The 26,186-nt window shown below is 72.2% G+C and carries 22 protein-coding genes, 1 pseudogene and 1 riboswitch; of the genes and pseudogenes, 17 read left to right on the top strand and 6 right to left on the bottom strand.

All coding sequences use genetic code 11. From position 1 onward, the window contains the following. Nucleotides 1-160: 160 nt before the first annotated feature. The 15 genes and pseudogenes from WMF28_RS01420 to WMF28_RS01350 all read left to right on the top strand — a co-directional run bounded on the left by WMF28_RS01420 (nucleotide 161) and on the right by WMF28_RS01350 (nucleotide 13,529). Nucleotides 161-988, top strand: a complete 828-nt coding sequence (locus WMF28_RS01420) for an enoyl-CoA hydratase/isomerase family protein (RefSeq protein ID WP_437600200.1) — start codon at nucleotides 161-163, stop codon at nucleotides 986-988. Nucleotides 989-1,908: 920 nt separating this feature from the next. Next, nucleotides 1,909-2,113, top strand: a riboswitch (cobalamin riboswitch). Nucleotides 2,114-2,190: 77 nt separating this feature from the next. Continuing rightward, on the top strand, nucleotides 2,191-2,925 hold the full coding sequence (locus tag WMF28_RS01415; RefSeq protein ID WP_437600199.1) for an energy-coupling factor ABC transporter permease: 735 nt from the start codon (nucleotides 2,191-2,193) through the stop codon (nucleotides 2,923-2,925). Continuing rightward, nucleotides 2,922-3,290 (top strand): hypothetical protein, encoded by a 369-nt coding sequence (locus WMF28_RS01410; protein WP_437600198.1) that lies wholly within the window; start codon nucleotides 2,922-2,924, stop codon nucleotides 3,288-3,290. The genes WMF28_RS01415 and WMF28_RS01410 overlap by 4 nt, the downstream gene beginning before the upstream one ends. Next, complete coding sequence (locus WMF28_RS01405) at nucleotides 3,280-4,029, top strand: CbiQ family ECF transporter T component (protein ID WP_437600197.1); 750 nt, start codon at nucleotides 3,280-3,282, stop codon at nucleotides 4,027-4,029. The genes WMF28_RS01410 and WMF28_RS01405 overlap by 11 nt, the downstream gene beginning before the upstream one ends. Next, nucleotides 4,026-4,853: an energy-coupling factor ABC transporter ATP-binding protein gene (locus WMF28_RS01400; protein ID WP_437600196.1), complete on the top strand. Its 828-nt coding sequence runs from the start codon at nucleotides 4,026-4,028 to the stop codon at nucleotides 4,851-4,853. The genes WMF28_RS01405 and WMF28_RS01400 overlap by 4 nt, the downstream gene beginning before the upstream one ends. Beyond that, a complete protein-coding gene (locus WMF28_RS01395) occupies nucleotides 4,829-6,016 on the top strand; it encodes a CbiX/SirB N-terminal domain-containing protein (RefSeq protein WP_437600194.1) in 1,188 nt (395 codons plus the stop codon). The genes WMF28_RS01400 and WMF28_RS01395 overlap by 25 nt, the downstream gene beginning before the upstream one ends. A 23-nt stretch (nucleotides 6,017-6,039) precedes the next feature. Further along, on the top strand, nucleotides 6,040-6,414 hold the full coding sequence (locus WMF28_RS01390; protein ID WP_437600193.1) for a DUF3209 family protein: 375 nt from the start codon (nucleotides 6,040-6,042) through the stop codon (nucleotides 6,412-6,414). 13 nt (nucleotides 6,415-6,427) lie between these two features. Next, nucleotides 6,428-7,165, top strand: a complete 738-nt coding sequence (locus tag WMF28_RS01385) for an FAD-dependent oxidoreductase (protein WP_437600192.1) — start codon at nucleotides 6,428-6,430, stop codon at nucleotides 7,163-7,165. A 16-nt stretch (nucleotides 7,166-7,181) separates the two neighbouring features. Next, nucleotides 7,182-8,309 carry a cobalt-precorrin-5B (C(1))-methyltransferase gene (locus WMF28_RS01380; protein WP_437600191.1) on the top strand — a complete coding sequence of 376 codons (1,128 nt, stop codon included), beginning with the start codon at nucleotides 7,182-7,184 and terminating at the stop codon, nucleotides 8,307-8,309. Then, on the top strand, nucleotides 8,306-9,037 hold the full coding sequence (locus WMF28_RS01375) for a precorrin-8X methylmutase (protein WP_437600190.1): 732 nt from the start codon (nucleotides 8,306-8,308) through the stop codon (nucleotides 9,035-9,037). The genes WMF28_RS01380 and WMF28_RS01375 overlap by 4 nt, the downstream gene beginning before the upstream one ends. After that, a complete protein-coding gene (cbiE, locus tag WMF28_RS01370) occupies nucleotides 9,034-10,344 on the top strand; it encodes a precorrin-6y C5,15-methyltransferase (decarboxylating) subunit CbiE (protein ID WP_437600189.1) in 1,311 nt (436 codons plus the stop codon). Before WMF28_RS01375 ends, cbiE begins: the two co-directional genes overlap by 4 nt. Further along, nucleotides 10,341-11,141: a precorrin-2 C(20)-methyltransferase gene (cobI, locus tag WMF28_RS01365; protein ID WP_437600187.1), complete on the top strand. Its 801-nt coding sequence runs from the start codon at nucleotides 10,341-10,343 to the stop codon at nucleotides 11,139-11,141. Before cbiE ends, cobI begins: the two co-directional genes overlap by 4 nt. Then, on the top strand, nucleotides 11,138-12,277 hold the full coding sequence (locus WMF28_RS01360) for a cobalt-precorrin 5A hydrolase (protein ID WP_437600186.1): 1,140 nt from the start codon (nucleotides 11,138-11,140) through the stop codon (nucleotides 12,275-12,277). The genes cobI and WMF28_RS01360 overlap by 4 nt, the downstream gene beginning before the upstream one ends. Beyond that, nucleotides 12,270-13,073: pseudogene (gene cobJ, locus WMF28_RS01355) on the top strand (precorrin-3B C(17)-methyltransferase); the annotation flags it as partial. The gene WMF28_RS01360 and the pseudogene cobJ, both read left to right, overlap by 8 nt. Nucleotides 13,074-13,112: 39 nt before the next feature. Then, nucleotides 13,113-13,529 (top strand): precorrin-3B C(17)-methyltransferase, encoded by a 417-nt coding sequence (locus WMF28_RS01350; RefSeq protein ID WP_437600185.1) that lies wholly within the window; start codon nucleotides 13,113-13,115, stop codon nucleotides 13,527-13,529. A gap of 91 nt (nucleotides 13,530-13,620) precedes the next feature. Here the strand turns inward: WMF28_RS01350 and WMF28_RS01345 are convergent, their stop codons facing one another. Beyond that, complete coding sequence (locus WMF28_RS01345; protein WP_437604382.1) at nucleotides 13,621-14,139, bottom strand: AidA/PixA family protein; 519 nt, start codon at nucleotides 14,137-14,139, stop codon at nucleotides 13,621-13,623. Between the two features lie 740 nt (nucleotides 14,140-14,879). On the opposite strand from WMF28_RS01345, the gene WMF28_RS01340 reads away from it, so the two are divergent. Further along, the gene (locus tag WMF28_RS01340) at nucleotides 14,880-15,371 is read left to right on the top strand and encodes a hypothetical protein (protein WP_437600184.1); all 492 of its coding nucleotides are present in this window, start codon (nucleotides 14,880-14,882) and stop codon (nucleotides 15,369-15,371) included. 27 nt (nucleotides 15,372-15,398) lie between these two features. Beyond that, nucleotides 15,399-17,012 carry a tyrosinase family protein gene (locus WMF28_RS01335; RefSeq protein ID WP_437600183.1) on the top strand — a complete coding sequence of 538 codons (1,614 nt, stop codon included), beginning with the start codon at nucleotides 15,399-15,401 and terminating at the stop codon, nucleotides 17,010-17,012. Here WMF28_RS01335 and WMF28_RS01330 read toward each other — a convergent pair. Genes WMF28_RS01330 through WMF28_RS01310 form a run of 5 tightly spaced genes read right to left on the bottom strand, consistent with a single transcriptional unit; the run spans nucleotide 17,002 to nucleotide 25,972 of the window. Further along, a complete protein-coding gene (locus WMF28_RS01330; protein WP_437600182.1) occupies nucleotides 17,002-18,417 on the bottom strand; it encodes a TfuA-like protein in 1,416 nt (471 codons plus the stop codon). The two genes, WMF28_RS01335 and WMF28_RS01330, sit on opposite strands and share 11 nt — an antisense overlap. Continuing rightward, nucleotides 18,363-19,586: a YcaO-like family protein gene (locus WMF28_RS01325; protein WP_437600181.1), complete on the bottom strand. Its 1,224-nt coding sequence runs from the start codon at nucleotides 19,584-19,586 to the stop codon at nucleotides 18,363-18,365. The genes WMF28_RS01330 and WMF28_RS01325 overlap by 55 nt, the downstream gene beginning before the upstream one ends. 46 nt (nucleotides 19,587-19,632) lie before the next feature. Next, nucleotides 19,633-20,001 carry a hypothetical protein gene (locus WMF28_RS01320; RefSeq protein ID WP_437600180.1) on the bottom strand — a complete coding sequence of 123 codons (369 nt, stop codon included), beginning with the start codon at nucleotides 19,999-20,001 and terminating at the stop codon, nucleotides 19,633-19,635. Between the two features lie 14 nt (nucleotides 20,002-20,015). Next, entirely contained in the window at nucleotides 20,016-24,161 is a 4,146-nt protein-coding gene (locus WMF28_RS01315; RefSeq protein WP_437600179.1) for a TOMM system kinase/cyclase fusion protein, read from the bottom strand. 53 nt (nucleotides 24,162-24,214) lie between these two features. Beyond that, nucleotides 24,215-25,972, bottom strand: coding sequence for a sigma-54-dependent transcriptional regulator (locus WMF28_RS01310; RefSeq protein ID WP_437600178.1), 1,758 nt, complete (start codon nucleotides 25,970-25,972; stop codon nucleotides 24,215-24,217). Nucleotides 25,973-26,186 lie beyond the last annotated feature (214 nt).

Below are 26,186 nucleotides of genomic sequence, written 5' to 3'. Positions count from 1 at the left end.
TTCAGGAGACAGCCTGTTTACGCGATTCCCCATGACCGCGCGCGGCCTGCGTCCAGGAACGCAATGAATACATAGCAGGCCCAGGCAGGCACGAAATGGCGCCTTCCGGGGCGCGAGGCAGGCGCTTCCCCCCGGCGCCGGGCGCTGCTAACCCCACCCCATGACCGCTCAAGAACAGCAGCCGGGGATCCCTGCTCGCGGTACGCTCCAGTTCGTCGCCGTCGAGCGCGCGGGCCACGTCGCCACCGTGACCATCCAGCGGCCGGACAAGCTCAACGCCCTGAACCCCGCCGTCCTCGGCGAGCTCACCGCGGCCTTCCGCGATCTGCTCGCGCCCGCCGAGGGCGACGAGATCCGCGCGGCGGTGCTGACCGGCGCCGGCAAGGCGTTCGTCGCCGGCGCCGATATCGCCGAGATGGCCGCCATGAACAGCATCGCCGCGAAGCGGTTCGCCGACGCAGGCCACCGCCTCGGCGACCTCATCGAGACCGCCCCGTTCCCCGTGATCGCCGCGGTCAACGGCTTCGCGCTGGGCGGCGGCTGCGAGCTCGCCCTCGCCTGCGACTTCATCTACGCCGCGGAGGGCGCCAAGCTCGGCCAGCCCGAGGTGAACCTGGGCGTCATCCCAGGGTTCGGCGGCACCCAGCGGCTGCTGCGACGGGTCGGGCCCGGACGCGCACGCGAGCTCATCTACTCAGGCGACATGATCACCGCCGAGCAGGCGCTCTCGATCGGGCTCGTCAACGCCGTCTTCCCGGCGACCGAGCTCCTCGCGCGCGCCCGCGACACCGCCCTCAAGATCGCCTCGCGCGGGCCGCTCGCCGTCGCCGCCGCCAAGCGCGTCATCCTGCGCGGCGAGAGCCTCGATCTCGCCGCCGCCAACGAGCTGGAAGCCCAGGCCTTCGCCGCGCTCTTCGGCAGCGACGACCAGCAGCTCGGAATGAAAGCTTTCCTGGCGAAATCACAGGCCGCGTTCACCGGAAAGTGAGCCTCCGAGCCGCACGCCGGAGGACAAAAAAATACCGCGCATCATGCTGGAGGGGGGCCAGACATGACCGCGGCAGGGGGACCGCGGCGGCGTGGTGGACGTCCGTCGCGGTGCTCAAGAAAACCCGCACGCGCTCCGGGCCGGGGGGGGAAACCGCGCCGGTGCGCATGCGGTGATCAGAGTGTGGCACCCAAGGGCAGGTTGTCGATAACAAAGTGCAACGTATGCACGCAGGTGAGCGGATTGCGCCCGGCACGAGGACAGCCAGACGACCGCACAGCGCAGACGCCGCCCATTCCGGCGAATGCGCGTTCGAGCCGGGCATACCCGTGCACGGGAGACAGCCTCCGGCGGAGTCCATTTTCGCGTTCTCGGAAAGGAGTACACGAGAACCCGCCGGCCCCTCACGGCAGGCGCCGCGACGAAGGGAGCCAGGCACGGAACACCTGCTCATAAGTAAAGAGCCAGGACGAACAAGGCACACTGCCGCGAGAAAACCACCGGAGCGTGCGCCGCGCGCACGAGGCGAGAGGGCCCAGAACCTGCGCCGCGCGCATGGGGCGGCGCACGCCCCGACAGGACGCCGGGGTAAGCAGCGACCCTGAGGCGAGCAAGTAAAGAGACTTTAACTACCGAAGCACAAGGCTTGCAGCATTTTCGAGAAAGCTTTGCCTCGTGCGTCTCGGTCAATTTCTCCTTCTCCTTCCCGTCCTCGCCTCCGATTCCACCATTGCACAGGGCGCGATCCCGTATGGCGCCGCCGGTCGGCTCGACAGGGCGGCGCCAACAGCGCACGGCACGCCGCGGCAGCGCCAGGACCGCCCGCTCGCCGCGCCGCGCTGCGCCGCGAGACGAGCGCCCCCGCGATCGCGGCGCGACGTCCTTGACGCCGAGCGCGAAACGGGACTACCGAGATCCATCTGACAATCCACGCCTCGGGTGCCCTCAGGGCATAACAGGGAAGCCGGTGCGAAACCGGCGCGGTACCGCCACCGTGAGTGGGGAGCTGCTTCCGAAGACCACTGGGCCTCATGAACAGGCCTGGGAAGGTGGACGCAGCGCTGGGAGCTCGAACAGCTCCCTGAACCCATGAGCCGGGAGACCTACCCGAGCCCCCCACGAGGTGCAGCTTGCGCACGTCTTCGTGGCGTTCGGGTGCGGATCTCACCCGGAGCGCCGAAATCGGTCCCCACGGCCGTGCCGTGTCCATCGCCTGCGTGTTCCTGGCGACGCTCCTCGCGGCCCGGCCCGCGGCCGCCATGCACCTCGCGGAAGGCGTCCTGCCGCTCGGCTGGTGCGCGGTCTGGAACGCGCTCGCCCTGCCCTTCGTGGCGATCGCCCTCCACCTGCTCCGGCAGCGCACCCGGCAGGACGTCTTCTACAAGCCGTTCGTCGGCCTCGTCGCCGCCGCCGTCTTCGCGATCTCGTGCATGCCCGTGCCGGTGCCGACCGCCGGGACCTGCTCCCACCCGTGCGGCACCGGGCTCGCCGCGGTGCTCATCGGCCCCTGGATGGCCGTCCTCGTCACCGTTGTGGCGCTCCTCATCCAGGCCCTCTTCCTCGCGCACGGCGGGCTCACCACGCTCGGCGCCGACGTCGCGTCCATGGGCATCGCGGGCGCGTTCACCGGGTTCCTCGCCTTCCGGCTCGCGCAGCGCTGCGGCGCGAGCCTCTGGGTCGCGGGGTTCCTGGCCGGCGTGATCTCGGACTGGGCCACGTACGCGACCACGGCGCTCGAGCTCGCGCTCGGGCTCGCGGGCGAAGGGTCGGTGACGTCCATGTTCACCGGCGTCGCCCTCGCCTTCGTCCCCACCCAGCTGCCGCTCGGCCTCCTCGAGGGCGCCATGACCGCGGGGGCGCTCGTCTTCCTGCGCGCCCGGCGGCCCGACATCCTGGAGCGGCTCCGGGTCGTCCCGCTCGCCGCGGGGGCGTCGTGACACGGCGGGTCGCGCAGCGCGCGCTGCCCGCGTTCGCACGGCGCGCGCGCGCTGCGGCGCTCCGGCTCACCGCCGCGCTCCCGGCCGCCGCCGCGCTCGGGCTCGTCGCGTGCGGCAACGCCTCCTGGGACGGGGTCGACGAGGCCGTGATCCGCCGCGTCGCCGAGGACGCGGGGCGCCACGACACGGGGCCGCTGTTCGCGGGCTTCGAGGGCGATCTCCTGCTCTTCGCGTTCCTCTGGGCGGGGCTCCTCTCCGGCTTCGCCCTGGGCTACTTCTCGCGCGTGCTCTTCGTCGAGCGCGCCGGTCAGCCCGCCGGCGATCCCGGCGGCAAGCCCGGCGTTGAAGGCCTCCGTGCCGACTGACCTCCCCGCGCGGCTCCGCGACGTGGATCCCCGGCTCCGCCTCGGGGCCGCCGTGACCGCGTGCTGCGTCGCCGCGGGCGCGCGCTCGCCCTTCACGCCGGCCGCGCTGCTCGTCGTCGCGTGCGCTGCCCTCCGCCTCCAGGGCGTGACGGCGGGCGCCGTCCTCCGCGCGTTCGCGCCCGCCGCGTGGCTCGGGGGGCTCGCGGCCGCGCTCGCGCTCGCGCTCACCCCGGGGGAGCCGCTCCTCGCGGGCGCGCCGTTCCCGCTCGACGCCCTCACGCGCGAGGGGGCCGACCGCGCCGCGGCCATCGCCGCGCGCGTCCTCGCGGCGGCCGCGGTGCTCCGGTGGCTCGCCAGCGCCGCCGCGCCCGCCGAGATCGAGTCGGCGCTCGCCGGGCTCGGCGCGCCCGCGGCCCTCGTCGAGCTGCTCGCGCTCGCGCGGCGCTTCGCCGGCGTGCTCCAGCGCGCGGCCGACGGCGCGTGGAGCGCCGCCGCGCTCCGCGGCGGGTTCGCGCACCCGCGCGCCGCCGCGCGCTCGGCCGGCGCCGTCGCGGGCGTCGTGGCGCTCCGGACCCTGGAGCGCTCCGAGCACGCCGCCCTCGCGATGCAGCTCCGCGGCTACAAGGGAGAGCTCCCCGTCGCCGACCGCCGGGCGAGCGCGCCCGCCGCGAACCTCGCGTTCGCCGCCGCCGCCCTCGCGGCGCTCGGGCTCAGCGTCGCCGCCGGGGAGGCGGGATGAGCGCCATCGCCCTGCGCGCCCCCCGGATCGGCTACCGCGGCGCCGAGCCCGCGCTGCGCGACGTGCGCCTCGACGTCGCCGAGGGCGAGTCCGTGGCGGTGCTCGGTGGCAACGGCGCCGGCAAGACCGCGCTGCTCCGGACGCTCGTCGGGCTCCTCCCTGCGCCCGGCGGCAGCGTCGAGATCTCGGGCCGCCGCGTGGGCTCGCCCTCGGACGCCGTGGCCGCGGGCGCCGCGCTCGTGCTCCAGGACCCGGACGACCAGCTGCTCGGCGCGACGCTCCTCGACGACGTCCTGTTCGGCCCGAGGAACCTCGGCCTGCCCGCGCCCGAGGCGCGGCGCCGCGCCGAGGCGGCGCTCTCCGCCGTGCAGATCGCGCACCTCGAGGGCCGCGCTATCGAGGCGCTGAGCTTCGGGGAGCGCAAGCGCGCGTGCATCGCCGGGATGCTGGCGATGCGGCCGCGCGTGCTCTTGCTCGACGAGCCGACCGCGGGCCTCGACCCGGAGGGCGAGCTCTCCCTCTGCCGGACGCTGCGCGCCCTCGCCGAGCAGCAGGGGACCACGCTGGTCGCCGCGACGCACGCGGTCGATCTCGTGCCGCTCTTCGCGACGCGGGCGATCCTGCTCGGCGACGGACAGGTCCTCGCGGACGGGCCGCCGCGGGAGGTGTTCGCGCGCGGGGAGCTCCTCGCGCGGGCGCGGCTCAGGCGGCCCTGGGTCGCGGAGCTCTGGACCCGGATGAGCCCGTCCCCCCTGCGGGGCCACGCGGGCCTTCCGCTCACCCTGGAGGAGGCGCTCGCATGCATGACGACGGGCTCCTGCTGATCGGCCACGGCAGCCGCGACGCCGCGTCGAACGCCGAGTTCGAGGCGCTCGTGGCCGACTACCGCGCCTCGCGGCCCGGGATCGTCGTGCAGCACGGCTACATCGAGCTCGCGACGCCCTACCTCGCCGACGCGCTCGCGGCGCTCGCGGCGCGGGTGTCCCGGGTGGCGGTCGTGCCGCTCTTCCTGTTCGCGGCGGGTCACGTGAAGAACGACATCCCGCTTTCGCTCGAGCAGGCGCGGGCCGCGCACCCGGGCGTGCGCTTCTCGGCGGCGCGGCACCTCGGCGTGCACCCGGCGCTCGCGGAGCTCGCGTTCGAGCGCGCCGCGTCCGTGCTGCCGGACGACCCGGCGGCGCGGGCCCGGACGGCGCTCGTCGTGGTGGGGCGCGGGGCCAGCGACCCGGACGCGAACGGCGATTTCTGCAAGATGGCGCGCCTCATCGGCGAGGGCCGCGGGCTCCAGCTCGTCGAGCCGACCTTCATCGGCATCACGCGGCCCTCGGTCGAGGAGACGCTCGATCGCGTCGCGCGCCAGCGGCCCGAGCGCGTCGTCGTCCTCCCCTACTTCCTCTTCGCCGGCCGGCTCATGACGAAGCTCGCCGAGCAGGTCGATCGCTTCGCCTCGACGTACCCGTGGATCCGCGCGTCCCTCGCGCCCCACCTCGGCCTGTCGCGCGCGCTCTTCGGGCTCGTCGACGAGCGCGCGCGCCAGGCGCTCGCCGGCGAGTCGCCCCTCCCCTGCGACACGTGCATGTACCGCACCGCCATGCCGGGGCTGGCCCAGGAGGTCGGCGGGCTCAAGGCGATGCTCTACAGCGTGCGCCACACGCTGACGCACACGCAGGCGTCGAACCACCTGCACGCCCACCGCCCGCTGCGCAAGCACGTGCTCGTCTGCGGCAACGCCGACTGCGTGGACCGCGGCAGCCTGGCGCTGCTCGAGTCGCTGCGCCGTCGCCTGAAGCAGGCCGGCCAGCAGCAGCAGATCCGCGTGACGAGGACGTCGTGCATGGGCCGCTGCGGCGAGGGGCCGACGGTCGCCGTCTACCCCGACGGGGTGTGGTACCGCGGCGTCCGCGAGGAGGACGCCGAGGACCTCGTGGAGGAGCACCTGCTCGGCGACCGGCTTGTGGCGCGGCTCGTCGACGACATCATGCAATGAAGGACCGGTAGGAGAGAACCGATATGGCCTGTCACGAAATCGCCGCGCTCCGCCTGGGGCTCATGAACATCCTGGGCATCGACGACCCCGCCGAGCGCGCGCACGAGCTCGCCGAGCTCGGCCCTGCAGCGGAGGCGCCGGGGCCGGTCTCGGCGATGCTGCGCGCCGGAGATCTGAAGAACCTCTCACGCCTGTTCGAGGGGTCCCTCGCAGAGCTCCAGGAGAAGGTCGCGAAGACCCCGGCCGGCGACGCGAAGCTCGCCTACCTGCGCTCGCTCGTCATCCTCACGAAGCAGGTCGAGCTCGACCTCCGCGCCCAGGTCGACGGGCTCGGCCGGCTCTACCGGGAGCTCGAGGAGATGCACGACTTCGTTCACGAGATCTACCCGGCGGAGTGAGCGGAGCAAACCCATGGCTCAGGGCAACCCGAAGATCAGGATCGCCCACGCGACGCCGCTGGGCCACGGCGCCCGGCTGCTCCGCGTCGAGCGCGTCGACGGCGCCGAGCTCGGCTTCGCCGGCGGGCAGTACGTGATCATCAACACCGGCGTCACCCTGCCCGGCGGCAAGCTCGCGAAGCGGGCCTACTCGCTCCTCTCGAGCGACGCCGAGCAGCGCGCCGTCGAGATCGCCGTGAAGCGCATCGGCGCCGGGCCGGGGTCGAACGTGCTCAACGACCTCCCCGTCGGCGCCGAGCTCGAGTGGAGCGGCCCCTGGGGCAAGCTGCGGCTCCCGCCCGGCTTCTCCGGGCGCGCGCTCCTGATCGCCACCGACACCGGCATCACCGCCGCGCTCGGCATCGCGCAGAGCGCGGCCGCGGCCGGCGCGGCGCAGCTCGACCTGCTCTGGCTCGTCGAGTCCGAGGACGACTTCCTCTCCGAGCCGTTCGTCCGCGAGCGCCTCCCCGCCCCCGTCCGCCTCTCGGTCGCCCGCGACCTCCCCCCGGTCGGCCACCCCGAGCGGCCGGCGCGCGCGTGCGCGCTCGTCGGCGAGCAGCACCTCGCGGCCGGCCCCTACGACGCCGTGCTCTGCGCGGGCGACGGCGCCGTCCTCTACCCGCTCCGCGACCGGCTGGCCTCGCTCGGCGCGCCGGAGGGCAGCGTGCTCCTCGAGAGCTTCTTCAACAACCCCCTGAAGAAGTCTTTGTAATCGTTCAGGATCCTGGATGGCAGAGGTCCGGCCGAGAGACCCGAAAGGGCAGCGCGAGGGGTTCACGACGGGCGCGTGCGCGGCCGCCGCGGCCAAGGCGGCGGCGCGCGTGCTCGCCCACGGCGCGGCGGTCGACGCCATCGAGACGACCCTGCCGAACGGGCAGCGGGTGACCTTCCCGCTGAAGCGCTGCGACCGCGACGGGCCGCGCGCCACGTGCAGCGTCATCAAGGACGCCGGCGACGATCCGGACTGCACCCACGGCGCCGAGCTCGTCGCCGAGGTCGAGCTCCGCCGCGAGCCGGGCGTCGAGATCCGCGGCGGCGACGGGGTCGCCGTCGTCACAAAGCCCGGGCTCGGGCTGCCGGTCGGCGCGCCGGCCGTGAACCCCGTGCCGCGCCGGAACATCACCGAGATGGTCCTCGAGGAGCTCGAGGGCTCGGATTTCGCCGGCGCCACGGTCACGATCAGCGTCCCCCAGGGCGAGGAGATGGCGAAGCAGACCATCAACGCGCGCCTCGGGCTCATCGGCGGGATCTCCATCCTCGGGACGAGCGGGATCGTGAAGCCGTACTCGACCGCCGCCTTCCGCGCGAGCGTGGTGCAGGCGATCGACGTCGCCGCCGAGCGCGGCATCGCGACGCTCGCGCTGACGACCGGCGGCAAGTCCGAGGCGTACGCGATGAAGCTCTACCCGGAGCTCCCGGAGGACGCGTTCATCCAGGTGGGCGACTTCATCGGCACCGGCGTCCGCCACGCCGCGCGGCGGCGGATCGCCCGCGCGGTCATCGTCGGCATGATCGGCAAGCTCTCGAAGATGGCCGACGGCAAGATGATGACGCACGCCGCCGGCTCGGAGGTGAGCATGGAGCTGCTCGCGCAGATCGCCGAGGAGCTCGGCGCGCGGCCGGAGGTCGCGGCGGAGATCCGGCAGGCGAACACCGCGCGGCACGTGCTCGAGCTGTGCCAGCGCGAGGCGCTCACCGGCGTCGCGGGCGGGATCTGCCGGCGCGTCGTCGAGCACACCTCGGCCCACGCGGGCGGCGCCCTCGAGGTGCACGCCTGCCTCGTCGATTTCAACGGGGCGCTGCTCGGCCGGTACCCGGCCGGGGCCGCCAGCACAGACAGAGCGGAGGAGCCATGAGCGGTGCCAAGATCGGTGAAGACGCGCGCGCGGTGAACGACATGCGGCAGATGACCGCGCTCGGGCGCCGCATCGAGGACAAGAGCTTCGCGATCATCGACGAGGAGGCCAGGGGCCACGGCTTCCCGGAGGCGGAGTGGCAGGTCGTCCGCCGCGTGATCCACGCGACCGCGGACTTCGAGTTCTCGTCGCTCATGCGGCTCCACCCCGAGGCGATCGCCCGGGGGATCGAGGCGCTCCGGGGCGGCGCGCCGGTCCTCGTCGACGTGAAGATGATCGGCGTCGGCCTGAACGAGCAGCGGCTCGCGTCGTACGGCTGCAAGATCCACTGCTTCATCTCGGACGACGACGTCATCCAGGCCGCGTCGGCGGCCGGCTCGACCCGCGCGATCGAGTCGATGCGCAAGGCGCACCGGCTCGGCCTCCTCGACGGGGCGGTCGTCGCGATCGGCAACGCGCCGACCGCGCTGCTCGAGGTCGTGCGCCTCGCCCGGGAGGAGGGGGCGCGGCCGGCGCTCGTGATCGGCGTGCCGGTCGGGTTCGTGTCGGCCGCGGAGTCGAAGGAGGCCCTGATCGAGTCCGGGCTCCCCTCCATCGTCGCGCGCGGGCGCAAGGGCGGCAGCCCGATCGCCGTCGCGATCGTCCACGCGCTGCTGCTCCTCTCGGCGGACCCCCCGGATCCGACGCTGCCGTCCGGCCCGGCGGCCCCGGCGACGGTGGCGCGATGAGCGCGAGCGCGCGCCGCGCCGTGACCGTCGTCGGCATCGGCGACGACGGGTGCGCCAGCCTGTCGAGCCGCGCCGCGTCCGCGGTCGCCCGGGCCGAGGTGCTCGTGGGGGGCGAGCGGCACCTCGAGTTCTTCCCGCAGTTCCGCGGCGAGAAGATCGCCCTCAAGGGCGGGCTGTCCGCGGCGCTCGACCGCGTGGAGGCCCTGTCGGCCGAGCAGAACGTGTGCATCCTCGCCTCGGGCGACCCGCTGTTCTTCGGCGTCGGCGCGCTCGTCGTCCGGAAGCTCGGCGGCGAGCACGTCGAGATCATCCCGAGCCTGAGCTCGGTCCAGTGGGCGTTCGCGCGCACCGGGATCGCCTGGGACGACGCCGCGCTCGTCTCGGTCCACGGGCGCTCGCCCGAGGGGTTCGCGACGCGCCTCCGCCGGCTCTCGAAGGTCGCGGTGCTGACCGACGGGGAGAGCAGCCCGGCCCGCCTCGCCGCGCGCCTCCTCGAGCACGGCGATACCGGCTGGAAGGCGTGGGTCTGCGAGAGCCTCGCGGGCGCGGGCGAGCGCGTGCGCGCCTTCGACCTCGCCGCGCTCGCGTCGTGCGACGACATCGGGCCGCTGAACGTGCTCCTGCTCCTGCGGAGCGATCCCGTGTGGCGGCCGCCGCCGGCCGTCCCCTACCTGCACGAGGACGCGTTCGCGAAGCGCATGCCGAAGAACGGCCTCATCACGAAGCGCGAGGTGCGCCTGCTCTCGATCGCGTCGATGGCGATCCGCCCCGACGCGGTCGTCTGGGACGTCGGCGCCGGCTCGGGCTCGGTCTCGATCGAGGCGGCGATGCTCTGCCCCCTCGGGCGCGTCTACGCGATCGAGGTCGACCCGGAGGGCGTGGAGATCTGCCGGGACAACGTCCGCGCGCACGGGGTCGACAACGTGCGCGTCGTCGCGGGCCGCGCGCCCGAGGCGCTCGCGGCGCTCGAGGACCCGGACGCTGTGTTCGTCGGCGGGAGCAAGGGGAGCATGGAGGAGATCATCACGGCGGCGCTCGATCGGCTGCGGCCGGGCGGCCGGCTCGTTGTCAACGCGATCACGATGGAGAACGTGGCCGAGACGTACCGCGCGCTCCGGGCGCGGGGGCTCGATCCCGAGGTCACGCTGCTCTCGGTCTCGCGCGGCGTGCCGCTCGCGCGCTACATGCGGTACGAGGCGCTGAACCCGATCCACGTCTTCGCCGCGACGAAGCCCGCGAAGCCAGAGGACGCGGAGCGGGCGCAGGCGGCCCGGCCCGCGCCCGCCGGCGCGCCGGAGGCGTCATGAGCGGCCTCGGCAAGCTCTACGGCGTGGGCGTCGGCCCCGGCGCGCCGGACCTGCTCACGCTGCGCGCCGTGCGCGTCCTCGAGGCCGCGGACGTGCTCGCGCTCCCCCGCAGCTCGGACTTCGGCGCCTCGATGGCCTACCGGATCCTCTCCCCCGTCGTCCCCAAGCGGCCGGACCAGGAGCGGCTGCTCCTCACCTTCCCCATGAGCAAGGACCCGGATCGCGTCCGCCCGTACATCGACGCGGCCGTCGGCCAGATCGGCGACCGCCTCTCGCGCGGCCTCTCCGTCGCGTTCGCCACCGAGGGCGATCCGTCGCTCTTCAGCACGTTCGTCTATGTCCGCCGCGAGGCGCTCCGCCGCTTCCCCGGGCTCGAGGTCGAGGTCGTCCCCGGCGTCACCTCGGTCACGGCGGTCCCGGCCGTGAGCGGGCTCTCGCTCGCGGACGGCCAGGAGCGGATCGCCATCCTCCCCGCCACGTACGGCGTCGACGACCTGACCGACGTCCTCTGTCGCTTCGACACAGTGGTCCTGATGAAGATCGGCTCGGAGATGCCGAAGGTGATCGAGGCGCTCACGCGGGCGGGGCTCCTCGATCGCGCGGTGTTCGTGTCCAAGGCGACGATGCCCGAGCAGCGGATCGTCCGGGACCTCCGGGCCGCGCAGGGCGAGCGGGGCGACTGCTTCGCCATGGTCGTCGTCACGCGCGGGGAGCGGAGCGGGCTCCTCGTCGGCGAGGCCGAGGCCTCGCTGCCGGGCAGCTTCGAAAAGACATTTAACGAACAGGAGGCGCCATGATCGCCGCGCGCAAGCCCTACGCCGTCTACGCCATCACGCGCCACGGGATCGCCATCGCGCGCCGGCTCATCGAGGGCCTCCCGGGCGCGGACCTCTACGTGTCGCAGAAGCTCTTCGACGGGGCGCCGGAGGGTGCGAAGCCGCTCCCGCTGCCGATGGGGCCGCTGCTCAACGAGGCGTTCACGGCGTACGACTGCCACGTGTTCGTGATCAGCGTGGGCGCCGTGGTGCGGATGATCGCGCCGCTGCTCAAGAACAAAAAGGTCGATCCGGCGGTCGTTTGCGTCGACGACACGGCGCGGTTCTCGATCTGCGTGCTCTCCGGGCATGTGGGGCGGGGCAACGCGTTCACCGAGAAGGTGGCCTCGCTGCTCGGCGCGCTGCCGGTGGTGACAACGGCGTCCGACGCGCTCGGGACGCTGACGGTCGACATCCTCGGCCGGGAGCTCGGCTGGACGCTCGACGACCCGGACCGCAACGTGACCCGCGGCTGCGCCGCCGTCGTGAACGCCGCGCCCGTGCTCTTCGTCCAGGAGACGGGCGAGCCGTCGTTCTGGCCCGAGGACAAGCCGCTGCCGCCGGGCGTGCGCTACGCGACGTCGCTCGACGGCGTGGACCCGGACGCATGGGAGATCCTCCTCGTCGCGAGCGACCGCGACCTCGCCCGCTCGCACCCGGCGATCGTCGAGCGCGCCGTCGTCTACCGGCCGAAGAGCCTCGTCCTCGGCGTCGGCTGCGACCGCGGCGCGCCGCTCGACATGGTGGAGCGCGGGGTCGACAGGCTGCTCGAGGAGCACGGGCTGTCGGCGAAATCGGTGAAGGCGCTGGCGACGATCGACAAGAAGGCCGACGAGGAGGCGCTGCTCGCGCTATCGGCGCGGCGGGGGTGGCCGCTCGTCACGTTCACGGCCGAGGAGCTCGACGCGACCGAGGGGATCGAGAACCCGTCGGAGACGGTGAAGAAGCACGTCGGCGCCCGGGGCGTCGCCGAGCCGGCCGCCCTGCGCGCGGCCGGGGCCGCGAGGCTGCTCGTGCCGAAGCGGGCGTACACCGAGCCGGGCGTGGGCCGGTCCATGACGCTCGCCGTGGCGCGCGTCCCGTTCGCGAAGCGCACCATCGAGGAGAGCCATGGGTGACAAAGGAGTCCTGTCGATCGTCGGAATCGGCCCCGGCGCCGAGGCGCACGCGTCCCGCGCCGCCCTGGAGGCGATCGCCGCGTCGGATCTCATCGTGGGGTACACGACGTACATCCGGCTGGTGAAGCACCTCATCGAGGGCAAGGAGATCATCAAGACCGGCATGACCGAGGAGATCGGCCGGGCGCGCGCCGCTGTGGAGCGGGCGCGGGACGGCGGGCGCGTCGCGATCATCTCCTCGGGCGACGCCGGGGTCTACGGCATGGCCGGGCTCGTCTTCCAGGTGCTTCAGGAGATCGGCTGGAAGCGGGGCGAGTCGCCGGAGCTCCGCATCGTGCCCGGCATGACCGCGCTCAACGCGTGCGCGTCGCTCGTCGGCGCGCCGCTCGGGCACGACTTCTGCGCCATCTCCCTGTCCGACCTCCTGACGCCGTGGCCGGTCATCGAGCGGCGGCTCGAGGCCGCCGCCGCGGCCGACTTCGTCATCGGCCTTTACAATCCGGCGAGCGGGCGGCGCACGCGCCAGATCGTGCGGGCCCAGGAGATCATCCGCCAGCACCGCGCGGGCACGACGCCTGTCGCGCTCGTGAAGAGCGCCTACCGCAAGCTGGAGAGCGCCGTGCTCACCGATGTCGATCACTTCCTCGACTACGAGATCGGGATGCTCACCACGGTGCTCGTCGGCTCGACAAACACCTTCATGTTCGAGGGATACATGGTCACGCCGCGCGGATATACCAACAAATACACATGGGATGGGGAAGCGCTCCCGGGCCAGACGCCGGGGCGCACGCTGGTGGTCTCGGACGAGGGCGCCGCTGGAGAGGAGGTCTAGATGGCACGCGTAGGAAGGCTGGGCGGCGCGATCCTCGCCGAGACCCAGGGAGAGTATTACCTCATCGGCAACACAAAGGCGCCGGTCGACTTCCGGGAGGCGGGGTTCGAGCCCCCGGACGAGGTCGATCTCGTGAAGGGGGTCTATCTCCGGCTCGAGCCGCTCCGCGAGGTGAAGGTGGCGGCGCCGGTCCTGCTCCTCGACGTCGAGGGCGAGGATCTCGCGAAGAAGCTCGTCCAGCGCTTCGTGATCGACCGCAACGGCTCGGTGAGCGAGCGGCTCTGGCGGCTCGTCTACAGCCCCGACGACCCGCTCGATGACGCCGAGGCGCCGGTCGAGCGGGACGCGCGGTGGCTCGGGGATATCCCCGAGACCATCTGGCAGCTCGTACGCGACAACGTGCTGCGCTGCCTCTAGCTCCGCCCGTCAGACGTCCGGCCGGCATGACCGGACGTCTGCGCCGCTCCGCGGCGGCTTCGCGCGTCGCCGAGGCACCCGAGCGCCGTCGTCAGGGCTGGTAGACCGTCACATAGGGATCCCACGAATAGTCCTTCACCGCCGGGGCATTGCCGTTGCCCTTGTAGATGTTGAGATAGAAGAAGTAGGCTTCCCGCTGCTTGGTCCCAGGATCCTGGCGGCCCGGCAGCGTCGCGTTCGCCTGGATGTAGGGCTTGTAATCGGTGACCCGCTTGGCGGTGACGTCCTGCCCCTGGGTCAGCGGCACCCCGTCGTTCTGATAGGTCCAGATCGAGCCGTTGCCCTGGTAGGCCGTCCACTCCTTCAGCAGCGTACTCTGGTCCCAGGCGTAGTTGCCGACGGCGAGGACCGCGTAGGTGTCCTCGCTGCCCTGGGCTTGCATCACCTTCGGGAAGACGAACCACCGGATGATGTCCTGGTTGTTCACTTGAATGCTGAGCTCGTCCGTGCCCTGGCCATCAAGCACGATGCTGGGATCCGCGAACATGAAAATCTGCGAGCTGGGATCCCTCACGCCCTTCAGGATGCTTTCACAATCAACGATGATCATCACGTCTTGGGTGGCCATGGCTTCTCCTGTGTCTTGATGCCGTGTTGTCGCGGGGCGCGACGCTCGTCCTTGCAGCGTGTCTACCGCTCGGATGTGCTGTGTTCGCAAGGCTCGTGCCGGTGGGCGACCCAGGCGGCCAGGGCGGCGCGGGCCGAGCCGGCGGGCGTCGAACTCCCTCTCGGGCGGCGCAGGCCAGCGCCCGCACCCGCGCCACGAGGTGGCGCACCGATCGAAGGCCCGCGTCTCGGCGAGACACAGCGCGTCCCGCCCGCAAGCAGGCCCCGCTGACGAGGGTGGAGCCCCGGCGGCGCGGAGCCCGTCCGTGGGGATTCTGACGAGCGGCACCATCGAGCCGCCATCGAGGACGCCGCCCGCGGCGGCCCACTGTCCTGGCCAGTAAGGCCTTGCATCACCTGGTGAAGCAAGGCCGGCACCGCGAGGAGGCGGCGAAGCGCGCCCGGAAGCTCGGAGGGCCGCGCGTCCGCGGGCCTCCCGTGGAGCGAGCGCTCCTGCGCCGGGTGCCTCGAGGGCCGATCCGCATGGCACATCGCTTGCGAGCCTCGCGGCCTGTCGAGGCGAGGACCGGCGCGCCCATGTCTTTGGCGAGGCCCGGGTCCACGCCGGCACACGTACGGCCCATCAACGCCACTGCAGCCCTCAGCGCGGTTCGGGGCTGCTCAGCAGAGCCTCGAAGATCGACCGCCGTTGATCGCGTTCCTTGCGCACCCCGGAGACCCACCATGGCGATCACCGATACAGCGATCATCAAGTCTCCCTCGCCCTCGAGGTGCACCTGCGGGGGCGCTGCCCCTTCGCCGCGCCCGTCCGACGTCGCCGCGCTGGCCAGGCGCGCCTGCCGGCATCTCCCGCTCGTCCCCGCCGTCGCGCTGGTGCTGCTCCCGAAGTGCCCTTTGTGCGTGGCGGCCTATCTCGGGATCTTGGGCTCCCTCGGCGCCAGCGCTTGGCTGCGCGAGGCATGGGGGCTGCCGCTCGGCGCCGGGCTGCTCGCCTTCGCGCTCGGCGCGCTCGCGCTGCGCGCGCTGCGGAGCCAGGACCACCGACCTCCTCTTCTGGGCCTCGCGGGCGCGGCGGGCCTGCTCTGCGGGAAGTTCATTCTCGACGCGACGCCCGTCCTCTATGGAGGCGCGGCGCTCCTCTTCGGCGCGTCGCTCTGGAGCGTCCGCCTCGCCCCTCGCCGAACCACGTCCACCTCCCCCGGACAGCAGCGATAGCGCGCAAGAAAGAGAAGGATCGAAGACATGAGCACCAACGTAGGAACACGGTATTCGCTGACCTGGCTCCAGGACCAGTACGACAACCACAACAACAAGCAGCCTCTCGAAGACCTGGTGCGCGCCTGGCACGGCATCCAGAACCTCCCCCCGACCGATCCGAACTCGTTCTTCGTCCTGGGGGGCTATCATGGCGAGCCCTTCGTCCTGCGGGAGGCGGTCGAAGCGTTGCCGCAAGACGACAAATACGCCTATTGGGGAGGGTACTGCGCCCACGGCAACGTCCTCTTTCCTCTCTGGCACAGGGCGTACCTCTGGAGGCTCGAGAAAGCCCTTCAGAGCATCGTCCCGGGCGTGATGCTGCCCTTCTGGGATCAGACGGACCCGTACAACCAGGGGATCCCGCATATCCTGACGGACGCGATCTTCGACCACCCGACGCTCGGGCGGATCAAGAATCCGCTGTGCTCGTTCAGGCTGCCCACGTCGCTCTCCGACGACTACTGGGGGGACAACAAGCCCGCGATCGGCGATACGTCGCCGTACTACAAACCCGCCGGCTATAAGACGATGCGGTACCCGTACTCCGGGCTGGTGGGCAATGAGGCCGACAAGGAGAGGTCGGCGAAGCACAACCAAGAATACGAAGATTATCAGACAGCGGTCTCCATGCTCAATCAAAATGTCAAGGATTGGGTCAACATCGCGCCTCAGACGCCCGACGGGATGGGCTCCGGCCCGGGCATCCGCCTGCAGTACATGGACTGCCTGGACGCGCCCAACTACACAGTGTTCTCCAACACGACCTCCGCCAGCGCATGGAACCTCACCGTGCCAAGCCAGACGGCGGTGCCGCTCGAGTCGCCCCACAACGATGTTCACCTGGCCGCCGGCGGGTTCGACGCGCCGCAGATCTACGCCCAGCTGCGCGCGGGGCGGGTGCCCGGGGCGAACGGCGACATGGGCGAGAACAACACGGCCGCGTTCGATCCGATGTTCTTCTTTCACCACTGCAACGTCGATCGCATGTTCTGGATCTGGCAAAAACTCCACGGATCGACGAACAACCTCGAAATCATCCCCAACTACCCAGGCACGAGCTCGAGCGACAGCCAGGGCCCGACCCCTGCCATCGCGCCGGGGACGCCGCTCAGCCTCGACACGCCGCTCAACCCGTTCGGCAAGACCGGCAAGGAGTGCATCAACATCGAAGAGCAGCTCGGCTACAGGTACGGGAAAGGCTCCTTGGACGGCGGCGGCCTGCAGAAGAGCGCGCTGGCGGCCAAGAAAGGGTTCAGCGCCAAGAAGCTCGTGGTCCGAGGCATCGATCGCGCGCAGTTCCAGGGCTCGTTCCTGGTGACCGTCACGGCATCCGTCCCAGACGCGAGCGGCAAGCCGAGGGAGTATCTCGTGGGGTACCACTCGGTCTTCAGCCGGTGGGACGTGCTCTCGTGCGCGAACTGCCGCACGCACCTCGAGGTCGTCGCGCACTTCCCCTTGCGCGAGATGCCGGAGGACGAGGTCGGGCGCGCCGCGTTCAACATCGCGGTCCACCACCGTGACGAGGTGCGCCCCGGGAGCATCAAGACCCGCTCGACGCTCTCCCGAGACATCAAGGTCACTTACGAGATCACCGACTGAAGGGCAGCGCTCGGCGGAGCTCCGTGCACCAGCGCTCGATCAGCACCGCTCGGAGCAACGCTCCTGCGCCCGCAAAACCGAGGCGCGCGGCGTAGGTCTCCAGATCCTCCGGGACCGGCTTGCCGAGCCGCTCGGTGAAATACCACCGCCACAGCGCGTCCGCGTCGTCCACGCCGCTGCCCGCCAGATCCAGAGCGTCCAGCCCCTCACGCTCCATCACCGCCTGCTTGGCGCGAGCCTGCTGCGCGAGACGCCCGTAGCAGCCCATGGCGCGCAGCTGGTCGACGAGGTGACGGCGGACCTCCGGCTCGCACACGGCGGCCGTCCAGCGGCGCTTCGCTTCTCGCGCCATCATGTCGGCGAAGGACCTGGCGTCGAGCCCCTGCTCGCCGAGCCACGCGCGGGTCGAGGGCCCGGTGTACAGCCCTCGCTCGCGCCGGAACTCCATGGCCGTGCGTTCGAGGTGTGCAGGGCCGATCTTCACCCCGTTGCGCTCCGCCGCCTCCTCGGCGAGGCCGCGCAGCAGGGCGCCCTGGACCGCGAGGGTGTAGAGCGGCTCGTCCCCGAGCAGGCGCAGCTCGTCGAGCAGCGCGTCGAAGTCCGCGCCGGGGTCGAGGTCGAGCCGGGTCGCACGCATGCGCTCGACGGCCCGCTCCCAGACGTCGGTACGCTGGAAGACGAAGCCGGGCTCGAGCGGTCCTCGATGCCGGGCGCGGGCGGCCTGCATGGCCTCGAGCAGGGCGAGCGCGTCGAGGCGCTTCTGGTCCACGCGCCCGACGGGGAGCCACCGCTTCAGCGCGTCGAGCATGTCCGGGGCCTCCTGCGCGGCCCGGGCCGCCTGGAGCACCGCTGGCCAGGTGCGATCGGGGTAGAACAGGGCCCTGGCGATGGCGACGAGCCGCTCGGCGAGCGCCGGATCGCAGATCGTCGCCTCGACGGCGGCGGCGAGCGTCGCGCGGATGTTGACGAGGGCCTCCGACGTGCGCCGATAGCCCTCCTCGGCGGAGGCGTGCGCGAGCGCGACCTCATCGTCGGCGTCGAGCGCGCCCGAACGAAATTGCTCGAAGATCCGGCCCACCCCGACCATGCCGAAGTCGGCCAGCTCGGCGGCCCGGAGCGCGCCCATGCTCGATGCCCCGAACACATGGACGCCCTGGGACATCGCCCAGAGGATCTCCTTGTGCCAGACCGCCGGGACGCGCTCGAAGAAGCCGTCCACGATGCCAATCCCCCACGGCCGCTCGCGCGCGGCCCGGTAGACGTCTCCCTGGGCGACGGGCGGCAAGACCCGCAGCTCCGGGAGCGCGGGCACCTCGGCGGGCGGCAGGCTGGGCCCGGTGAACAGGACGATCACGACGACGCCGCCTGCGCGCGCGGTCCAGGCGTGTACCCGGGTGCATCCCACATGCTCTCCAGCCCGGGCACGACGACGCGGACGACGGGCAGCCCGAGCTCGGGCCGCGTGAGATCCACGACCGCGACCTGGCGGAGCCCCGCGCCGCGCAGCGCCGCGAGCACCGCGGCGAGATCCTCGTCGAAGCGCTCGCTGAACCCGTCGCTCACTTCGCCGAAGGAGCGCCACGGCCCCTCGAACCGCTCGATCTCCGCGCGCGCCGCGGCGATGTGCGGCGGCGACCGGAACAGCTCATACGAGGTCCGGTCGACGTCGTCGCGCGCCCCCGCGATGGCGGTCAGGCGGCTCTGGGCGGCCTCGGTCAGGGCGCGCGCGAGGGCGACGGCGCGGGAGCGGTGGCACCCCTGACCGCCGCTCACGTAAAGGACGCGGCCCGGGTGAGGCACGCGGTCGACGATCTCCGCCACGAAGACAGGCAGCCCTATATCGCTGCTCGCGTCCCACACGCCCACCGCGATGTCGGCACGAGCGAAGCGGGCCAGCACATCGCGGCAGGTCGGATCGTCCACGGTGCCGAGGTCCAGGCGCGTCCGCGCGCGGCGCGCCGGCCCGGCCGCGCGCCACAGCGCCACCGCGTCGCGCTCGATAACCTCGTAGAGCCCGTGGAGCACGGCCTCGAGCCGGTGGTTGCCCGAGGCGAGCCCCGTCGACGTGGTCAAGAAGCACCCGCTGCCGGGCGGGAGCGGCACTGTGTAGTCGGCGTGGACCACCTCGAGCGGCACCCACAGCGGGCCGCCGCTCATGATGTCTTCGCCCTCGATCCAGAGCATCTTGTGATGGGGGTGGAAGGAGCCGATCGAGAGCCGCGGCAGCCCGGCGAGGTCGACGAGGCGGCGCCGCGCCGAGAGCTCCGCGGCGGTGCAGAAGAGCAGCGGCTGCAGGATGTGCTCGGCGTGCCACTGCTCGATGGCCTCCATCAGCCCGGACGCGCGCGCCGCGTCGATGGCGAGCCCTTTTCCCTGCGAGACCGACACGGATCGGGCGTTGGGCCGGCACACCATCACCACCGGGATCCCGACGACGTCCAGCCCGGTGACGTCGGCGACCCGGGTGATCCCCATGGCGCGCGTCATCGGGAGCACCCGCTCGACGGTCTCCGCGGGGCTGACAAGGCGGTGCGTGCCCCGGAGAAAGGTCTTGTGCGTGGAGGGCCGGGTCATGTCGTCGGGATCTCGCAGCGAGCGGCGCGCGCTCAGGCGCCCACGGCTACCGGCGCCTGAAGCTGGTCAGGTTGACCAGGTAGGTGCCGCAGAAGTCCGTGGACACCGGTACCTTCTTTTGCCCCGTCTGCGCGTCCGCATCGACCAGCTGCTCGACATCCGGCTCGTCCGCCACGTGTCCTATCTGCGCGCCCATATCGACCAGCTCCGTGCACCACGATTGCACCGAATCTGCCGGCCTGCGGTTGCGCCGCTTCGTCAGCACGTCCGATGACACCTCGTAATACAGGGTCTCGGTGCCCGCTTTGTTCGGCACGGCGACGATCATGTTGAAACCCCAACATTGGTCGTCCGGCGCATCTCGATCGACCTTCGTGTTCTCCTCTGCCCCGCTGGTTGCGCTCTCATCCTTCATCGTATCCTCCTTTGTCACGTCGGTTGCTGCCCTGTCGTAGATGCCCCGGAGCCCTCGCCGGTGCTCGGTGGGCCGGCGCCCCACGACAGCAGCGCGTCGGCTTCGCGGGCGTCCGGGATGCCGGTGATGCCCGACCGGAGCCGGCGGAGCCGCTCGATGTCGTCGAGCTCCACGCGCCCTTCAGCCCTGCGCAGGCGCACGAGACCCGCCTGCGCGCGCAGCGCGAAGAGCCGGGCGCCCTGCGCCTCGGCCATGTCCCTCGCGCGCGCGAGCGCGGCCTCCGCCTGCCCTGCGTCTCCCCTGGCCCGCCACACCTCGCCGAGCAGCCGGTAGAGCTCGGGATGGTAGCAGCGCTCCTGTGTCGTGAACGCCTCGTCGAGCGCCTCGCGGGCGCCCTCGATGTCGCCGGCGGCCAGGCAGGCGTCAGCGAGGTGCGTGGCGTAGAAGGTGGTGACCATCCCCGAGCCCATTCGCCGCCAGCGCGCGATGGCGGCTCGGACGCGCTGGAGCCCCTGCTCCGCCTGTCCCGTATGGACCATGGCCCAGCCCCCCAGCGCGTCGGCGAGCACAATGAACGCGGGGAATCCATGCTCTGCGGCGACCTTCCCCAGCGCGTCGGCGTACCGCTGCGTGTCGGCCACCTCGCGCCTCAGGTGGTGGATCCACGCGCCGATCTGATAGGCGATGGCGATGGTGAAGGGGTGCCCCGTCGCCTCCGCCGCCGCGATCGCGTCCTCGTAGATCCGCACCGCGCGATCCGGCTCGCCGCAAATGCACGCGCTCATGGCGTGGGTCACGCGCACGACGATGCTCGGATTCCAGCCATAACGCGCCATGTAGACGGGCAGCTGCGCCGGCTGGTAAAGCTCGATGACACGCCGGTGGTGAGGCTCGCCCGCGTCGTGGTCCCCCAGCCACGTGGTCACGTTCGCCAGGATGAGCGACGCCTGCGCGAGGGCGACGACGTCATTCATGTCCTCCGCCAGCCTCGCGCACTGGCTCGCGATGTCCCTGGCTGCCGTGAGATCGCCGCGGAACAGCGTGAACATGGCCATGCCGTGCAGCGCCTGGCTCCCCCGCTCCTGCTCGCCCGTCTGCGTGGCGAGCTCGACGGCCCGTTCGTAAATACTCTTTACCTCGGGCGCCGACCAGCCCTTGGTCGTGATCAGCGCCGGCATGATGATACCGTTCAACCCGAGCTCCATCTCGGCTCGCTCGTGCTCCTGCGCTATGGCCGGCAGCCACTCGATGGCCTGCCTGGCCCCGGTGATCGCCTCCACGTACGCCGACCGAGCCAGCGCCGCCTGCGCCGCCTTCTGCGCGTAGCCCACGGCCTCGCGCTTCTGCTCCGCCGCCGCGTGATGGTGGGCGAGCAGATCCGGCCGCGTCCGGACCACCTCCGGAAACCGCTCCTCCAGCGTCGCAGCGATGCGCGCGTGGACCCTCCATCGCGCGCCGGTGGACAGCGACTCGTACGCCGCATCCCGCACCAGCGCGTGCTTGAACATCCCCACCGCCTCCTTGCCCCGCCGCCTGCGCAGCACGAGCCCAGCCCGCATCAGGCGCTCCAGATCTTCCGCCACCGCCGCCGGGCCGAGCGAGCTCGCGGCCGAGAGCTCCTCGACGCTGAACTCCCGCCCCAGCGCCGCCGCGAGCTGGGCCGTCTCCTTGGCGCGCGCGAGCCGATCCAGGCGCGCCGTGAGCAGCGCCCGCAGCGTCCCCGGGATCGCCGCGCCCGACAGCGGCCCGGTGAGCTCGTAGCGATCCTCCCGCTCCACGAGGAGCCCCGCGTCGACCATCATCCGGAGCAGCTCCTCCGCGAAGAGCGGCACCCCGTCGGCGCGGTCCGCCACCTGCTCGATCACGGCGGGAGGCAGCGCCTTGTGGCCCAGGAGCCCGGCGAGCATCTCCTCCATCGGCGAGCGCTCCAGGCGGCTCAGCGGGAGCAACAGCACATCGGCCGTCGAGAACGACGGCGAGAACGCCGGGCGCGCCGTCATGATGACGCACAGGGGGACCGTGATCGCCTCGCGGACGAGCTGGCCGAGGAACTCCATCGTGGTGGGGTCGGCCCAATGCAAATCTTCGACCAGCAGGAGGACCGGCCGCGCGTCCGCCATGGCGAGGAGCAGCGACGCGATGGCCTGGAGCGTCAGCTCCTTCTGCCGCTGCGCCGAGGCGTCGAGCGATGCGTACGGCGCGCCGATGGGCAGGGAGAACAGCGGCAGGAAGAGCGGCATGGCCTCGGCCGGCGTGAAGCCGTGGCCGGCGAGCTCCCCGGCGAGCCGCGCGATCTTGCGGCCCTCGTCGAGCTCCTGATCGAGCCCGAAGGCGCGCTCGATGAGATCGACAACCGGACGGAGGGGGCTATTTCGCGTATCGGGCGAGCACCGCGCTTCGAGGAACGTGTGGGGCTCGTGCGCCAGCCGGCGGCGCAGCGCGCGCGCCAGGCAGCTCTTGCCGATGCCGGCCTCGCCCATGATGAGGCTCGCGTGGCCCACCCCCTCGCACGCGCGGCGCCACCGCTCCACGAGGAGCCCGAGCTCTTGAGCTCGGCCGTACAGCGGCGCCCTCGATCCGTCGGGGGTCGGCCACCCCGCCGCGTCGCCGTGTTCCTGCCGGAGGCGGAAGGTCTCCACCGGCGCCGCGATCCCCTCGATGGATCGGGCCCCTTCGCTCTCGAGGTCGAAGGAGACCCGCAGCAACGTCTGCGACGCGGCGCCGACCGTCACGGATCCCGGCGGCGCCAGCGAGGCGAGCTGCGCGGCGATCCGCGGCGTGCTGCCGGCGACGAGGCACGCGCCCTCGAGATCCCCCAGGCTCCCGTCGACGACCGGACCGGTGTGGAGGCCGACGCTCACCTCGATCAGGGCGCCCTGCGCGGCGAACCGCTCGTCCTCGGCCTGGACGGCGCCGGCCATCGCCAGCGCCGCGCGGGCGGCGCGCTTGGCGTCGTCCTCCGCCGCGCTGGGGTAGCCGAAGTAGATCAGCAGATCGGCGCCGAGCGCCGCGGCCACGTACCCGCCGTGGCGGCGCCCGACGCCTGCGCAGAGCGCGAGCGCCGAGCGCAGGGGATCGTCCAGCGCCTCGACGTCGAGGGCCTGCGCGGCGGCGGCGCGCGCGCTCACGTGACAGCAGAGCGCCGTCAGCTGCCGGCGCTCGCCGTCGAGCGCGGGCGCCCTCCGCCGGTCGGGCGACGTGGCGACCGTCGCGATCGAGGAGAGCGACCGCGTGTCCCCGCCGGACGGGGAGCCGCCGGCGCCGAGCATGGCCTCGCGCGACACGCCGCGCAGGCTGCAGGCCTCGAGCGCCTCGAACAGCCCACGGGCGTCGACATCGCGCGCGCCTTCGTCCTTGCGGAGAGCGCGGGCGAGCAGGTCACCGAGGGGGTGGCGCTCGAGCGCGGCGGGGATCGGGACGGCGTCGGGGCCGAGCAGCCGATAGAAGATCTCGGCCTCCGTGCCGCCGTACACCGGCTTGCCCGTCAGGCACTCGAGGAACACGAGGCCCCACGAGAACAGATCCGCGCGCGGTGAAGGCTCGGCGCCGCGCCACTGCTCCGGCGCGCCGTAGCCCGGCGTGCCCAGCGCGTCGTGGCTGCCGGTCAGGCGCGCGGAGCGATCGTCGTCGAGCGCGGCGCCGATCCCGAAGTCGAGCACCAGGGCGTTGCGGCGGGCGCCCGTGGGGATCACCATGATGTTGCTGGGCTTGAGGTCGCGGTGGACGACGCCCGCCGCGTGGGCGCAGGCGAGGGCGTCGAGCACCTGGAGCATCAGGTGCCGCGCCTCGGACGGCGCGAGCGCGCCCTCTCGCTCGAGCAGCGCGGCGAGGTTGTCGCCGGGCGCGAAGGCGAACGCTGTGTAGAGGGTCCCGTCCTCGATCTGCCCGGCGTCGACGAGCTGGACGATGTTGGGGTGGTGAAGCTGGGCGCAGAGCCGCGTCTCGCGCAGGAAGCGCGTGACCCGCCTGTCGGCCTGCGCGACGCCCCCCTGCTCGGCGAGGCGCAGGATCTTCAAGGCGATCGGCTGCCCGGTGGTGAGCTGGCGGGCCTTGTACACCACGCCGAAGCCGCCCTCGCCGAGCTTGGCCAGGATCTCGTACTGCCCCGCGAACGTGGTGCCTGGGACGGGTGCTGCACCGGTTGCAACGTAGCGCTGCATGCTCGATCTCAGGGTCGCCGGAGGCGCTCGGAGCGCGCCGGCACCTCGCTCCGTCAGGGATCCTTGTCGGCGTCGAGCACCGCCTGGAGATCCGGGTCGACATCACCCCCAAGCACGTCCAGGACCTCGCGCACCCGCGAGAGCTCGCGGCGCAGCGTCCGATGGTGGTTGCGGTTCTTGAGCAGCGGCTCCTGGCCGAGCAGCGTGAAGCCGTCGTCACGGTTGCCCGCCCGCTGCACCGCCGCGCCCAGGACCATGCCCCGGAAGGCGTCGGTCAGATCGAGCGGGAGCGGGGCGCCGCCGCCCCGGCGTCGCTCGGCCTCGTTCACGAAGCTGAGCGCCGCCCGCCAGAGCAGCTTGACCAGCGCGCTCGGCTCGGCGTCGGTGTCGAAGGTGAGCGCGCGCTCGACGTGGCGCCGCTGCATCACGAGATCGCCCCCGAGGCCGCTCTGCCCCGCGAGCTGGAGCGCGTAAGCGCGCCGGACGATGTTGTCGAGCTGCCGCAGGTTGCCCGGCCAGGGCGCGGACACGAGGAGCTTCATGGCCTCGGGCTCGAAGCGCGCCGTGCCCTTGCCGTCGGCCTCCTGGTGGCGCCGGTTCAACATGTAATCGGCCCAGCGCGGGAGCTCGTCGAGCCGCTCGGCGAGCGGGAGCAGCCGCACCGGCAGGACGTTGATGCGGTAGTACAGGTCCTCGCGGAAGCGGCCGGCGCGCACGGCGGCGCGCAGATCGGCGTTGGTGCCGACGAGGAGGCGCGCGTCGGCGCGGCGCTCCCCCGCCCCGTCATCGCCCAGCATCCGGTAGGCGCGCTCCTCGATGAAGCGCAGGAGGCCCGCCTGGGCCTTGAGCGAGAGCTTGTCGATCTCGTCGAGGAAGAGCGTGCCCTTCGCGGCGCGGGCGACCGCGCCTGGGTTGTCCTTGATCGCGCCGGTGAAGGCGCCCCGCTTCCAGCCGAACAGCTCGGCCATCTGCAGGTCCTCGGGCACCCCGAGGAGGTCCAGCGACTCGAAGGGCTGGCCCCGGCGCTGCGAGTGCTCGTGGCACCACCGCGCGAGCCTGGATTTTCCAGCGCCGGTCGGGCCGGTGATCAGAATGGTGTCGTCCCTCGGGGCGAAGGCGCGGAGCAGTTCGACCAGGTGCGCGGTGCTCTGACCGACGACCGGCAGGAACTCGTCCGGGCTCGCCGGCTCGTCCGCGCGAAGCGGCAGCGCGCGGGCGGCGATGAACGCCCCGGCGATGCTGGCGAGGATCTCCAGCCCCTCGTAGCACTCCGCCCAGGGGAGCTCCCGTCCGACGGCCCCCCTGGAGCTCGCCTCGAGGGTGATCATGCCGTCGACGCAGCCGCCGGGCGCGCGCAGCGGGACGACATGGACGTGGGTCGCATCGCGATCGAGCATGCGCCTGCGCGTCGCGTCGCCGGGCATGCCGGCCGCCTCCGACGGGTCGCGGAGCTCGATCGCCCCGTCCGGCATCCAGGAGCGGAGCGAGGCGCGCTGGACGTCGATCGAGACCGAACAGCGGTGCTTCTCGATCCAGCTCCAGACGCTGCCGGAGGTGAGATAGCCGGTGCCTTCGATGCGCGCGCCGCTCGAGCGGTCGATGCCGAAGAGGCGCAGGTAGCTGCCCTCGGGGCGGAGGTGGACGACGCCGCGCAGGATCCGAGCGCGGCCGGCGAACGGGCTGTCGGCGAGCGCCTCCTCGACGCAGGCGAACATGGCCTGGAGGACCGCTGTGGCAGCTTCGTCAAAGTACGTGGCCGACACGAGGCGGGGGACGAGCGAGATGAAGATCTCGTCACGGGATACGGTCACGGTACGGAGCAGATAAGCAGGAGAACGGGGGCGGGTCCAGGTGGAACGAGCAGGCTGGCGTCTCCCGCGGACGCAGCGCGTCCGGGCGGGACGCGAGCCCCCTCTCGACCCGGAAGCGGTGTGGCAGCGCCTGCGCCCTGCCCGAGGGAGCACGGGAGCCGCCACGGGTCCGAAAGGATTCGAATCAGCGGTCGCCAGCGACTTGTGGTTTGCG

It is taken from the genome of Sorangium sp. So ce590 (genome assembly GCF_051521365.1).
Lineage (GTDB): Bacteria > Myxococcota_A > Polyangia > Polyangiales > Polyangiaceae > Sorangium.
Note: the sequence above shows the minus strand (reverse complement) of the source record. Positions and strands in the feature narration are given on the sequence as shown.

Excerpts from the sequence above, each read along its gene's own strand:
- WMF28_RS01420 (WP_437600200.1), top strand. The coding sequence starts at position 161 with ATGACCGCTCAAGAACAGCAGCCGGGGATCCCTGCTCGCGGTACGCTC.
- WMF28_RS01400 (WP_437600196.1), top strand. The coding sequence starts at position 4,026 with ATGAGCGCCATCGCCCTGCGCGCCCCCCGGATCGGCTACCGCGGCGCC.
- WMF28_RS01395 (WP_437600194.1), top strand. The coding sequence starts at position 4,829 with ATGCATGACGACGGGCTCCTGCTGATCGGCCACGGCAGCCGCGACGCC.
- WMF28_RS01390 (WP_437600193.1), top strand. The coding sequence starts at position 6,040 with ATGGCCTGTCACGAAATCGCCGCGCTCCGCCTGGGGCTCATGAACATC.
- WMF28_RS01385 (WP_437600192.1), top strand. The coding sequence starts at position 6,428 with ATGGCTCAGGGCAACCCGAAGATCAGGATCGCCCACGCGACGCCGCTG.
- WMF28_RS01380 (WP_437600191.1), top strand. The coding sequence starts at position 7,182 with ATGGCAGAGGTCCGGCCGAGAGACCCGAAAGGGCAGCGCGAGGGGTTC.
- WMF28_RS01375 (WP_437600190.1), top strand. The coding sequence starts at position 8,306 with ATGAGCGGTGCCAAGATCGGTGAAGACGCGCGCGCGGTGAACGACATG.
- cbiE (WP_437600189.1), top strand. The coding sequence starts at position 9,034 with ATGAGCGCGAGCGCGCGCCGCGCCGTGACCGTCGTCGGCATCGGCGAC.
- cobI (WP_437600187.1), top strand. The coding sequence starts at position 10,341 with ATGAGCGGCCTCGGCAAGCTCTACGGCGTGGGCGTCGGCCCCGGCGCG.
- WMF28_RS01360 (WP_437600186.1), top strand. The coding sequence starts at position 11,138 with ATGATCGCCGCGCGCAAGCCCTACGCCGTCTACGCCATCACGCGCCAC.
- WMF28_RS01350 (WP_437600185.1), top strand. The coding sequence starts at position 13,113 with ATGGCACGCGTAGGAAGGCTGGGCGGCGCGATCCTCGCCGAGACCCAG.
- WMF28_RS01345 (WP_437604382.1), bottom strand. The coding sequence starts at position 14,139 with ATGATCATCGTTGATTGTGAAAGCATCCTGAAGGGCGTGAGGGATCCC.
- WMF28_RS01340 (WP_437600184.1), top strand. The coding sequence starts at position 14,880 with ATGGCGATCACCGATACAGCGATCATCAAGTCTCCCTCGCCCTCGAGG.
- WMF28_RS01335 (WP_437600183.1), top strand. The coding sequence starts at position 15,399 with ATGAGCACCAACGTAGGAACACGGTATTCGCTGACCTGGCTCCAGGAC.
- WMF28_RS01325 (WP_437600181.1), bottom strand. The coding sequence starts at position 19,586 with ATGACCCGGCCCTCCACGCACAAGACCTTTCTCCGGGGCACGCACCGC.
- WMF28_RS01320 (WP_437600180.1), bottom strand. The coding sequence starts at position 20,001 with ATGAAGGATGAGAGCGCAACCAGCGGGGCAGAGGAGAACACGAAGGTC.
- WMF28_RS01315 (WP_437600179.1), bottom strand. The coding sequence starts at position 24,161 with ATGCAGCGCTACGTTGCAACCGGTGCAGCACCCGTCCCAGGCACCACG.